This is a genomic window from Falcatimonas sp. MSJ-15, assembly GCF_018918265.1.
Classification (GTDB): Bacteria; Bacillota; Clostridia; order Lachnospirales; family Lachnospiraceae; genus Falcatimonas.
The window spans coordinates 105,206-117,851 of the sequence record NZ_JAHLQC010000009.1 but is presented as its reverse complement, the minus strand read 5'-3'; the positions used below and the strand labels follow the sequence as shown (position 1 = coordinate 117,851).

9 protein-coding genes are annotated in these 12,646 nt (G+C 33.8%); 4 read left to right on the top strand and 5 right to left on the bottom strand.

All coding sequences use genetic code 11. The annotated features are described in order from the left end of the window. The first annotated feature begins 271 nt into the window (after positions 1–271). The 3 genes from KQI85_RS08750 to nadC all read left to right on the top strand — a co-directional run bounded on the left by KQI85_RS08750 (position 272) and on the right by nadC (position 3,653). Positions 272–1,165, top strand: a complete 894-nt coding sequence (locus tag KQI85_RS08750) for a DegV family protein (protein WP_216575708.1) — start codon at positions 272–274, stop codon at positions 1,163–1,165. A 330-nt stretch (positions 1,166–1,495) separates the two neighbouring features. Continuing rightward, positions 1,496–2,836, top strand: a complete 1,341-nt coding sequence (locus tag KQI85_RS08745; RefSeq protein WP_216575707.1) for an L-aspartate oxidase — start codon at positions 1,496–1,498, stop codon at positions 2,834–2,836. Next, positions 2,802–3,653 (top strand): carboxylating nicotinate-nucleotide diphosphorylase, encoded by an 852-nt coding sequence (gene nadC, locus KQI85_RS08740; RefSeq protein ID WP_216575706.1) that lies wholly within the window; start codon positions 2,802–2,804, stop codon positions 3,651–3,653. The genes KQI85_RS08745 and nadC overlap by 35 nt, the downstream gene beginning before the upstream one ends. Positions 3,654–3,893: 240 nt before the next feature. Here the strand turns inward: nadC and KQI85_RS08735 are convergent, their stop codons facing one another. Next, a complete protein-coding gene (locus KQI85_RS08735; RefSeq protein WP_216575705.1) occupies positions 3,894–4,559 on the bottom strand; it encodes a GTP pyrophosphokinase family protein in 666 nt (221 codons plus the stop codon). Positions 4,560–4,983: 424 nt separating this feature from the next. Here KQI85_RS08735 and KQI85_RS08730 point away from each other — a divergent pair, with 424 nt between their 5' ends. Next, positions 4,984–6,354: an MATE family efflux transporter gene (locus KQI85_RS08730; protein ID WP_216575704.1), complete on the top strand. Its 1,371-nt coding sequence runs from the start codon at positions 4,984–4,986 to the stop codon at positions 6,352–6,354. A 194-nt stretch (positions 6,355–6,548) separates the two neighbouring features. Here the strand turns inward: KQI85_RS08730 and KQI85_RS08725 are convergent, their stop codons facing one another. The 4 genes from KQI85_RS08725 to KQI85_RS08710 form a co-directional block, all read right to left on the bottom strand. Further along, positions 6,549–7,175: a biosynthetic peptidoglycan transglycosylase gene (locus KQI85_RS08725; protein WP_216575703.1), complete on the bottom strand. Its 627-nt coding sequence runs from the start codon at positions 7,173–7,175 to the stop codon at positions 6,549–6,551. A 339-nt stretch (positions 7,176–7,514) separates the two neighbouring features. After that, entirely contained in the window at positions 7,515–9,206 is a 1,692-nt protein-coding gene (locus KQI85_RS08720; protein ID WP_216575702.1) for an ammonium transporter, read from the bottom strand. Positions 9,207–9,534: 328 nt separating this feature from the next. Beyond that, positions 9,535–10,896: an amidohydrolase gene (locus tag KQI85_RS08715; RefSeq protein WP_253293807.1), complete on the bottom strand. Its 1,362-nt coding sequence runs from the start codon at positions 10,894–10,896 to the stop codon at positions 9,535–9,537. Between the two features lie 419 nt (positions 10,897–11,315). Further along, positions 11,316–12,599, bottom strand: a complete 1,284-nt coding sequence (locus KQI85_RS08710; RefSeq protein WP_216575701.1) for an MFS transporter — start codon at positions 12,597–12,599, stop codon at positions 11,316–11,318. Between the last annotated feature and the right edge of the window lie 47 nt (positions 12,600–12,646).

Genomic DNA, 12,646 nt, shown 5'->3' with positions numbered 1-12,646 from the left:
ATTTGATTATTTGGCATTATTTTTTTCAAGTGAACTGACCATATTTCATTATCCGACATTATTTTTTTAGTGAATTATCAATATTTTCAGCACTTAACCAGCTGATTTCTTCAATAATCATATAAGACGTTATAATTACCATGGCAAATTTTCAACAATATTCCGATTTTATATAATGAACTATGGACAACATTATATGACTGATATATAATGAAATGTAGTTTTCAAAACCATATATCATATTAGATAATTATTAACCGGAGGAATTTTTATGAGTTATAGAATAGTAACAGATGGTTCTTGTGACCTTTCAAAAGAACATGTAGATAGAGCTAACCTTACAGTTGTACCTTTTTATGTATCATTTGATGAAAAAACATATATGAAAGAGAACGTTGATATAGGAATCCGTGATTTCTATCAGCATATTGTTGATAATCCTACTGTATTTCCAAAGAGTTCTATGCCATCTTCACAGGACTATATAGATGTATTTGAACCAATTATAAAAGATGGTGAAGATGTTCTGTGTCTGTGTATTACAACCAAATTCAGTGGTTCATACAATTCTGCAATGACTGCAAAAGACATCCTTCTTGAGACTTATCCAGATGCCAGAATTGAAGTTATTGATACAACAGTTAATACTGTTCTTCAAGGTATTCTTGTTGAAGAAGCTGCCCGTATGCAAGCTAATGGCATAACACTTGATAAAGCAATAAAGATTATCAATAAGATAAAGACAACCGGTCGTATCATCTTCACTGTTGGCAATCTTGAATATCTTATTCATGGTGGACGTATCGGAAAAGTTATGGGAAAAGCTGTCGATACTCTTGGAATCAAACCTATGATCATTCTAAAAGAGGGCGAGATCTTCTCTAATGGTGTTGCAAGAAGCAGAAAAGCTTCTATTAAGAAACTTCTTGTTCAGATTCGTGAACATTTTGAAGAAGTACATGACACTCCTGACAATTACAGAATTGTCGTTGGATTTGGCTACGATTATGATGAAGCTGTTGGATTCCGTGATGCACTTCTTGAGTCACTTAGTGAATATTCTAACATAAAAGACATAGAGATCTACCAGATTGGTGCTACTATTGCAGTTCATACAGGTCCTTATCCACTTGGTGTTGGCCTTATTAAAAAATATGATGCATAAAAATATCTGATATATTATATATGTATCGCTACAAGCATCATATCATAATGAATATGTTAACATTATGATATGATGCTTTATTCAGAAAATATTATTGATGAATATATCGGATATAATGTTCACTATGTAACATTTTTACAAATTTTTTATTTTTTTTCGTCAATTTAAACTATATACTATTTTACACTAATTTTACTTTTGTATATTCAGGTGTCTTGTCACCTGTAATTTTATGTGTTATAATCTCACATAAAAGTTTGGTATTTTTCTAACAAAGATATAACATGTTAGCATTAATCCAGTTTAATATATGAAAGAAGATGAAAAAAAATGATTAGAAGAAATGACAAATTCAATATCAAATCAGATATTATAATCATTGGCTGTGGTGTATCAGGCTTATACTGTGCACTTAACCTTCCAAAAGACAAGCGTATTACTGTTATAACTAAGGATTCTCTTGAGAACAGCGACTCTTTCCTTGCACAAGGCGGAATCTGTGTCCTCAAGAATGAAAATGACTATGACAGTTTCTTTGAAGATACTTTAAGAGCGGGACATTATGAGAATAACAAGGAATCTGTTGATATCATGATAAGATCTTCAAGAAATGTTATTAATGAGCTTATCGGATACGGCGTTGACTTTGAACGTGATGAGAATGGTGAACTTACATATACAAGAGAAGGTGCACATTCTGACAAGAGAATTCTCTTCCACGAAGACATAACAGGCAAAGAGATTACTTCTAAACTTCTCACTGAGACTAAGAAGCATCATAATATCACTTTGTATGAACATGTAACAATGCTTGACATTCTTGAAAAAGATAATACATGTTATGGTATTGTTGCACGCAATGAAGCCGGAACACCTATAACATTCACTGCTGACTATACTGTTTTTGCTTCTGGTGGAATCGGAGGTCTGTTTACACATTCAACTAACTTCCGTCATCTTACAGGTGATGCACTTGCAATCTCACTAAAACATGGCATAAGATTACAGAATCCTGATTATATTCAGATTCATCCAACAACTCTCTATTCCAAAAAAGATGGAAGACGTTTCCTTATCTCTGAATCAGTAAGAGGTGAAGGTGCTATTCTTCTTAACAAGAATAATGAACGTTTTGTTAATGAACTTCTTCCTAGAGATGTTGTTGCTAATGCAATCTTTGAACAGATGAAGATTGATAATATGCCTTATGTAAGATTATCACTTGAACATATTCCAACTGATGAGATTCTTACACACTTCCCTAATATCTACAAACAGTGTCTTGAAGAAGGATATGATATAACTAAAGAACCTATTCCTGTAGTTCCTGCGCAGCATTATTTTATGGGTGGAATAGATGTTAACAGATATAGTAAGACTTCCATGGAACATCTGTATGCAGTTGGTGAGACAGCTTGCAATGGTGTTCATGGCAAGAATCGTCTTGCAAGTAATTCTCTTCTTGAGAGTCTTGTATTTGCAAAACGTGCTGCACTTGATATGACCAAGAACTATGAATCTCTGTCAGGATATGATATCGCTAATGTTAATCTTAACAATTATAAGAACTATCAGAGATTACAAAGTGAATATAAAAAAATTGTATTAGATGAAATCGAAAGGATGAAAACTGAACATGAACAACATAACAATGAAGTTGAATGCCGATAATCTTATTATGCAGGCTCTAAGAGAAGATATCTCAAGCGAAGATGTTACTACTAATGCTGTTATGCATGAAGCTGTAATGGGTGAAGTTGATCTTATCTGTAAGATGGACGGTATAATATCAGGTCTTGAAGTATTCAGACGTACATTTGAATTACTTGATGAATCTACAGTATTTGAGACATCATACAAAGATGGTGACCGAGTAAAAAAAGGTGATCTCATCGGTAAAGTAAGAGGCGACATAAGAGTACTTCTCTCTGGTGAGAGAACTGCACTTAACTATCTTCAGAGAATGAGTGGTATTGCTACTTATACAAGAGAGATTGCTGATCTTTTAGCAGGAAGCAAGACTAAGCTCTTAGATACTAGAAAGACAACACCTAACAATCGTATTTTTGAAAAATATGCTGTTAAGACAGGTGGTGGATACAACCATAGATACAATCTGTCAGATGGAATCCTTCTAAAAGACAATCATATCGGTGCTGCCGGTGGTGTAAAAGAAGCTATTACAATGGCAAAAGAATATGCACCATTCGTAAGAAAGATTGAAATAGAAGTTGAGAATCTTGATATGGTTCGTGAAGCTGTTGAAGCCGGTGCTGATATTATTATGTTAGATAATATGACACCAGACATGATGAAAGAAGCAATAAAGATTATTGACGGACGTGCTGAAACAGAATGTTCAGGTAATGTAACATTAGAGAACGTAGCACGCCTTGTAGATATCGGTGTTGACTATATATCAAGTGGCGCATTAACACATTCTGCACCAATCCTTGATGTATCACTCAAGCATTTACACAGAATATAATATTAATATAATTATCATAACCAATGACTATATTAATCTTTGATATTAATGATTGACGTTAATCATTAACATAATTATAGACATAACTAATTCATATTCAAAAAGGAAAGTGTTTTAATTTTTAATATATACACTTTCCTTTTTATTATCTCATATTCTATATCTAATATTTTATTATCTCATATTTTATTATCTAATATTTTACATCTAATATTCTACATCTCATATTTAATATAAGAATTATTCACGTATTCGATTCTTAATATTCTCCATTCGTGTATCTACTTCACTTATTATCTTCGCACACTCTCTAAGTTCATTGGCAATCTCTTCTGAATCCTGTATTTTTTTCTTATATTCAACTTTATGATCAAGGCTTGCCCAGAAGTCCATAGCAATCGTTCTAAATTGAACCTCAACTTTCATATGTTTCTTCTCATTGGTAAGGAATATTGGTACATCAAGAATTAGATGAAGACTTCTATATCCATTCTCCTTAGGCTGTTTTATGTAATCTTTTCTTGCTACAACTATAATATCATCTTGCGATGCAAGGCAGTCTGCAAGCCTGTATATGTCACTTATAAATGAGCATATAACTCTTACTCCGGCTATATCTGTAAGATTTTCTTCAACGTTCTTTACAGAGAATTCTATTCCTCGTCTTTGCATCTTCTCAACAATACTCTCTGGCGTCTTAAGCCTGCATTTTATTGATTCAAACGGATTGCTATTATTCTGCATCGAAAGTTCATTATTAAGAACTTCAAGTTTAGTAGTAACTTCAAGCATTGCACATCTATATTGCATCATAAGATGCATAAATGGTTCAGCCTCATCAATAACACCTCCTAAGAGATTTGACAGACGACTCTCCATATTTTTATTCTTATTCTCTACTTCCATATCTATTCCTCGCTTTATATCACTTGTTTTTATTAATTAGATCAATCAATATACTTTACTATACAAAATGTTTATAAATCAATTGACTTTTTAAGCCTATTTTTATACACTATTCTGTGAACTACACACGAAGTTATAACTTCGGTGTTTCTTAAGAGAGGTTGCTTCTATGCTATACTATCATTATATAGACACATTAAGCACATTACTTTTCTCTTCCTTTTATTATAACATATATCCTCAATTTATGATCGATATATTAATTTTAATATGCACTATAATCATCTTTCTATAATCATATTGCATATTATTTTCACAACATCATAGTATAATAAAACACTCATACTTGCCTTTCTATTATGATGTAGTGAAATTATCAACATACTACTATATTATATTAATTCAGAAAAGAGGTCGTTCACAAATGAATCAAAATCAAACAGAAGAACTCGGCACAAAAAGTGTTGGAAAATTACTCTTTACTCTATCAGCTCCTGCTATTGCCGCACAGATAATAAACCTATTGTACAATCTGGTTGATCGAATGTATATTGGTCATATCAAAGATATTGGTGATCTTGCACTTACAGGTGTTGGTGTATGTCTTCCGCTTATTATGATTATATCGGCATTTGCTGCACTTGTAAGTATGGGAGCTGCTCCACGTTCATCTATTTTTCTTGGTAAAAATGATATGGAGAATGCAGAAAAGACACTTGGCAACTCTGTCAGTCTTCTTACTATAATATCCATAATTCTGACTATTATTTTTCAGATCTTTTCAAAAGATATGTTAATGGTATTTGGAGCAAGTGAGAATACAATTAATTATGCTCTCGATTATATAAAAATATACAGTCTTGGAACTATCTTTGTTCAATTTACTCTTGGACTTAACGCATTCATAAGTGCTGAAGGTTTTGCCAAAATCAGTATGTTCACTGTCCTCATCGGTGCTATATGCAATATTATCCTTGATCCTATTTTTATCTTTTTATTTAATATGGGCGTTAAAGGTGCTGCTCTTGCTACTATTATATCACAGGCAATTTCAATGATATGGACTCTTTCTTTTCTTACAGGCAAGAAGTCAACACTTAGAATAAAAAAAGAATACTTAAAGTTGGATAAGAATATCTTTCTTCCAAGCATTGCACTAGGTCTTGCACCATTTATCATGCAGTCAACTGAAAGTCTTATAGCTGTATGTTTTAATTCTTCATTGTTAAAATATGGTAATGACCTTGCTGTCGGCTCAATGACAATTCTTACAAGTGTTATGCAGTTTGCTATGTTACCACTTCAAGGACTTACTCAGGGTGCACAACCTGTCATAAGTTTTAATTACGGTGCTAAGAATGCCAAACGTGTAAAAGATGCCTTTAGAATTCTTCTCATATCATGCGTTACTTACTCAACAATTCTATGGGCACTTGCAATGCTATTCCCTAGTGCATTTGTTCTTATATTTAATAACAAACCAGAACTCGTAGCATTTGCTTCTAAAGCTCTTAGAATATATATGGCAGTATGTCTGATATTTGGTATACAGGTTGCATGTCAACAGACTTTTATCGCTCTTGGCAACGCTAAGACTTCTCTTTTCTTAGCATTACTTAGAAAAATAATTCTTCTGATACCACTTATATACATTATGCCACATATCTATCCTGGAGATAAGACAACCGGAGTATTCATGGCAGAACCTGTTGCCGACTTAATCGCAGTTACAACAACAGCAATCATGTTTCTTTTTCAATTCAGAAAGAGTATGGCTTCTTTAAAGAATTCATAATTATATACTAAAGGTATTAGTAAATCTTACAATGTAAAAGCCCCCATTGCATACAGATAATGGGGGCTTTATTACGATTAACCAATAATCAGTATTTTCTTTATGACGCCCATTGCATATAGATAATGGGAACTTTACTACGATATACGAAAAAAGGAGCTACGAAAGGATATTTTATCAATTACTTTTTCAATTTACTTACTATATACGTTAGGATTATAATTCTCCGGACTTTTTAATGTCCATGCAAGTGCTTCGGATTGTTCCTTATTAAGTGTTGAAGCACTTATACCATAATAGTGTTCTGAAGCTTCTTCTATTCCATAACACCCTTGTCCAAAATATGCCATATTGCAATATAATTCAATAATCTCTTTCTTTGTAAGTTTATTCTCAAGCTGCACTACTACAAATAACTCTGCAATTTTTCTCTCCATTCTCTTTTCAAATGAAAAATACATATTCTTGGCAAGCTGCTGTGTTAATGTACTTCCGCCTTGTACATATCTACCGGCAATTATATTATTACACATAGCCCGTACTGTAGCTATTGGATCAAAACCATAATGATAGTAAAATCGCCTATCTTCTGATTTTAGCATAATATTTATATATGTTGGCGATATATCTTCATATTTTATGTAATCATCTTTATCTCTCATCTCGGCAATTGCTTCATCTACACTTTTAGCTGCAACTGCTTCCTCATACATTACATATCCTCTTTTTATAATTGGTGCTGCTAAAACACCACATACTGTTATAATTAATATTATAATAGATAGTATTATTCTACGGAGTCTTTTCTTTTTTTTCTTCATTGTCATTCTCCTTTGTCTATTAATATGATGTTGGGAACAAAAGCCCCTGACTTTGATGTTTATGTTGGCTTAGACCTTTTTTACCCTGACATCTTAATATAATACTATATTAACAGACTTCGGAGTTTCAAACCATAATATTAACTTACGAATACCTTACAAAAAAGTAACATTTCTCTTAATTTTATCTTAAGATTATTCTCTCAAAAATACACGCCCCTGATATACAGGAGCGTGCATTAATGAAAAATGGCATTCTTTATAAAATTGAGTTTTTACTATATTATGTATTTGTTATGTATTTGTTATGTATTTGTGTTATATTTTGAATCTTATATTCTATTCGTCTGTTCCCTGCATTGCATCATAACCTGTTTCACCAGTTCTAATCTTAACTGCATTCTTAACATCGTAGATGAATATCTTACCATCGCCGATATGTCCTGTATAGAGAACTTTCTTTGCTGTTGCTACAACTTCTTCTACTGGAACTTTTGCAACTACTATCTCTACCTGAATCTTAGGAAGTAACTGAATATCTACAGGAACACCTCTATAATACTCTCTTGCACCTTTTTGTACACCACATCCAAGTACATGAGTAACTGTCATACCTGTTACACCTATCTCATTCATTGCATTCTTAAGTGCTTCAAATTTATCCTGTCTTGTAAGAATCTCTATCTTAGTAAGTGTTACATCTGATGCTGTAATCTTGTCTGTTGTTTTTACTTCTACTGGGACTGCCTTTTCTACTGGAGTTGTACCTGTTACTGGCTCTGTTAAAGGCATACCTGAGAAACTTGTTGGTGCGAAATCTGCATAAGCACTTGCAAGACCATGCTCTGTACTATCAAGACCTTCAATTTCTTCTCTTTCTGAAACTCTTAAACCTATTGTCTTATCAATTACTGTAAATACTATTGTCATTGTTACAACTACCCATAAGATAACTGCTGCAACACCAAGACACTGAATTCCGAAGAATTTGAATCCACCGCCATAGAACACACCTATTTCTTTTGCAAAAAGACCTGTAAGTAATGTTCCAAGACATCCACAACATCCATGAACACCAATTGCACCAACTGGATCATCAATTTTTAATACTTTATCAACAAATTCAATTGCTACTACAACTGCAATACCTGCTACAATACCAATAATTGCTGCACCGGCTGGTGTTACAAGATCACAACCTGCTGTGATTGCTACAAGACCTGCAAGTGAACCATTTAATGTCATTGAGATATCTGGCTTCTTATATCTAATCCATGTATATAACATTGTTGTACATGTTGCACATGCTGCTGCAAGGTTAGTTGTTACAAATATACTGCTGGCTGACTCTATTGCATCGCCTTCCATTGATACTGTTGAACATCCGTTAAATCCGAACCAACAGAACCAGAGGATAAATACTCCGAGTGCACCAAGTGTAAGTGAATGACCTGGAATTGCTCTTGAATTGCCTTTTGAATCATATTTACCAATTCTAGGTCCAAGTATCTTAGCTCCGATTAATGCTGATACACCACCAACCATATGAACTGCTGTTGAACCTGCAAAATCATGGAATCCTAACTGAGCTAACCAGCCGCCACCCCATATCCAGTGACCTGATATTGGATATATAACTAATGAGATAACTGCACTATATATACAGTATGAGATGAACTTTGTTCTCTCTGCCATCGCTCCAGATACGATTGTTGCTGCTGTTGCACAGAACACTGTCTGGAAGATTAAGTATGCATACATTGGAACTCCGTCAGGTAAGATTGCTGAATAATCACCTCTTGTGAAGAAATCTAATGTACCAAAAAGTTTTCCTGTTGAACCAAACATAATTCCGAATCCTACGAACCAGTACAATGGTGTACCGATACAAAAATCCATCATGTTTTTCATAATAATATTACCTGCGTTCTTGGCTCTTGTAAAACCAGTTTCAACCATTGCGAAACCAGCCTGCATGAAGTATACCATTGCTGCTCCAAGTAATACCCACATTGTGTTAATAGCTGACATAATGTCGTCCTCCTCTCGCACCCATCCACATATATCAGATCAGATTAATCTCATAAAAATGGATAAAAATAAGGCGTCAAAGTAATTTTTTACTTTAACGCCTTCGTTAATGTGCTTTTTTATTTTTTGTTTTTTGTTTTCGTTGTTGACATTATTAACCCATTTTTTGATTTTGTCAACGGTTAATTTTAATTTTCTTAATTTTTTTATGTTTTTTATTAATTCTGCTTATATTTTTACGCTTTAGCACATCAACTTTTGTGCATATCAACATATTACAGCGATAGTATAGTTTTTTCTAAATTATACTTCGGTTAACTGTTTAATATTAATATTTTGGTATCTTGCATACATAAGGCTCTTTATAATCTTCATGGAATTCTTCCCATGCTTCATCTATTATCTTCTGATTGTGGAATATATCATAAGCAAATTGTGCAAGTGTCATTCCGGCTTTTACTGCGGCTTTAAGCCCTATATCAGTTCCGGCAGATGCAACTACTGTCCAATGATGTCCCGGAAGTCCCATTGCTGTTCCAAAACCACTAAGTTGTAATGTCGGACATTTCATCGCAAGATCGCCTACATCTGTTGAACCTCCTGCATATCCATCAATATGCTCACCTTTTAATACTTTTGACGGAAGAAGTTTATCAAGGTCTTTTGGTGGCTCTTTTCCTGTTGCATTCTTATACATCGTTTTTGCAAAATCATATTCTTCTTCAGTATATTCAATATCAGGAACTTTTATCGCTGATTCATATCCATACTTGCTAAGCACACGACTGCCATGATAGCTGTGGCATCCGGCTTCCACTCTATAACTTGCCTTTGTCTCTGTCATCATAGCTGCACCTTCTGCTATTAATTTCACTCTTCTTACAAGGTCATCATTATTCTCTTCTCTTGAACGTAAAAAATAATAAACTGAAGCATGCTCCGGTACTATATTCGGTGCTTCACCTCCATCTCTATATACATAATGCATACGACAATCATCTGTAACATGTTCTCTAAGATACTGTACTCCAACATTCATAAGTTCTGCAGCATCAAGTGCACTTCTGCCCTGCCATGCTGTACCTCCATGTGCTGTTTTTCCCTGAAATTCAAACAATATATTAGTCGTAGCTGACATAACCATTCCTGTTGAAAAATCCATATCACTTCCTGATGGATGCCATATAAGTCCAATATCAAGATCATCAAAATATCCATCTCGTGCAAGAACTGCTTTTCCGGCTAAAGTTTCTTCTGCCGGACATGCTATATATACAAGTGTTCCGGGAATATTCTCTTTCTCCATAGCCTCTCTTAATGCAACTGCTGATGTTACTCCGGCTGTTGCCATAAGACAATGTCCACATCCATGTCCGGGGCCTTCTTTTGGTGAATAATATGGAACTGCGTCCTGTCCTAAGCCTGGAAGTGCATCAAGTTCACCAAGCAAGCCGATAACAGGTTTTCCACTTCCCCACTTTGCAATAACTGTATTAGGCTTTCCGCCTTTTTCTTCTGCGTCAAAAGCATTTACTTCGGTAAAGCCATGATTAAGCAAAAATTCTCTTGTCGTCTCGGCCGCTACATATTCAGTAAACGCAGTCTCCGGATTTTCCCAAAACGTCTTCTTAAGATTAGCAACTTCCTCTTTGTGAGTCTCAAACCAGCTCTTAATATTTTCATTCATCATATCTCATTCTTCCTCTCATAATTTTATTATATATATATATAATTTTGTAACACTTCTTCTGCAAAATATAATTTATGAATTGCATATATCATACTAACTGCATATATTATACAAACTGCATATATCCATACTAACTATATAATCACACGAACTGCATAATCACACGAACTGTATAATCACACGAACTGCATAATCACACGAACTATATAATCACACGAACTGCATAATCACACGAACTATATAATCACACGAACTGCATAATCACACGAACTGCATAATCACACGAACTATATAATCACACGAACTGCATAATCACACGAACTATATAATCACACGAACTGCATAATCACACGAACTGCATAATCACACGAACTGTATAATCATACGAATTGTATGTATTATATAAGTTACATATATCTTTATCTTGATAATTCCAATTGAACCTGTTTTTGTCTCTGATTCTGTATGTAATTAATTAATGCTGTAACTGCCGCCATAAAGAATACTATTCCTGCAAATATGAATGGCAGCCTGCTTCCAAATCCATAAGCAAATCCCGCCATAAGCGAACCTGTAAACTGACCGATAGATCTCATCGAATTGAACATTCCTGATATCATTCCTGCATTATCTGCATCAGCATTAATTGTAACTAATGTCTGTTGCATAGGAAGGTAAATAGCATTAACCAGATAAAATACCAGACTTGCAATAATAAATGTTCTTATCTGTGTCTGCTGCATTATAATTAATATAGCAATAGAAGCCAATATAAATACGAATATAATTGTCTTTCTAATTTCAGTATGTCTGCTAAGCCATATATTAATTGTAAAATTAGCTATAAGCCCGATTATTCCTACAACTGCTTTTATAATTCCATTATAAGTCGATGGAAAATTGAATTCCGCTTTCAGATAATAATTAAAAGCATTGTCAAAACATATTGTTGCAAAATTAGCAAGACATACTGATATTAAGAACACTATCATTACTGACGTTAATATGCTTTTTGAACTTTTTATTGCTGATAATGGATTGTTGTCTTTTAACATCAATAATACTTTCTTTATACTATCTTTAAGACTATTCTTATCACTACCACGCTCATACTTATATATATCATTCTTTACAAAAGCATTGACATCTTCATGTCTGTTATCCTGTATAAACAGCCACATCAACATACCTGCTGTAAGCAAAATTATACATTGAACATTAAATGCAAGTCTTATTGATATATCTGCAAGAATTCCACCAAGAAGATAGCCTGTTGCTGAAAATACTGCTGATAATGCTGCCATATATGACATAAATCTGCTTCTTGATTTAACCTCTATATTATCAACCATATATGCCATTGAACAGATTATCGTAGCATTACAAAATATTCCCGAAAAAAGTCTTGCTATTACAACTGTTGGAATATTATATGCTATACTGAACAGAAACTGACCGACTGAATATCCGATACATCCGATAAACATAATCTTTACTCTTCCTATCACATCAGAGCTTTTTCCCCAGAAAGGGCCAATCAAAAATCCCATAACCGACATACACGCAAGTGCAACTCCAAACATATAATCCGGAAGGTTAAGATTTTTAAAAAGAGTTGGAGTAAATGGATGCGCCATATTAGCTCCGACATAGAATACACACATAAATGCAAGCAAAAGTTTTGCTGATACTCTTTTTCTCATATACACTATTCCTCCAAACTGTCATTTTTACTAATCTATTTTGGCAA

Bases quoted from the DNA above. Each gene is read 5' to 3' on its own strand.
- KQI85_RS08750 (WP_216575708.1), top strand. From the start codon at position 272: ATGAGTTATAGAATAGTAACAGATGGTTCTTGTGACCTTTCAAAAGAA.
- KQI85_RS08745 (WP_216575707.1), top strand. From the start codon at position 1,496: ATGATTAGAAGAAATGACAAATTCAATATCAAATCAGATATTATAATC.
- nadC (WP_216575706.1), top strand. From the start codon at position 2,802: ATGAACAACATAACAATGAAGTTGAATGCCGATAATCTTATTATGCAG.
- KQI85_RS08735 (WP_216575705.1), bottom strand. From the start codon at position 4,559: ATGGAAGTAGAGAATAAGAATAAAAATATGGAGAGTCGTCTGTCAAAT.
- KQI85_RS08730 (WP_216575704.1), top strand. From the start codon at position 4,984: ATGAATCAAAATCAAACAGAAGAACTCGGCACAAAAAGTGTTGGAAAA.
- KQI85_RS08725 (WP_216575703.1), bottom strand. From the start codon at position 7,175: ATGAAGAAAAAAAAGAAAAGACTCCGTAGAATAATACTATCTATTATA.
- KQI85_RS08720 (WP_216575702.1), bottom strand. From the start codon at position 9,206: ATGTCAGCTATTAACACAATGTGGGTATTACTTGGAGCAGCAATGGTA.
- KQI85_RS08715 (WP_253293807.1), bottom strand. From the start codon at position 10,896: ATGATGAATGAAAATATTAAGAGCTGGTTTGAGACTCACAAAGAGGAA.
- KQI85_RS08710 (WP_216575701.1), bottom strand. From the start codon at position 12,599: ATGAGAAAAAGAGTATCAGCAAAACTTTTGCTTGCATTTATGTGTGTA.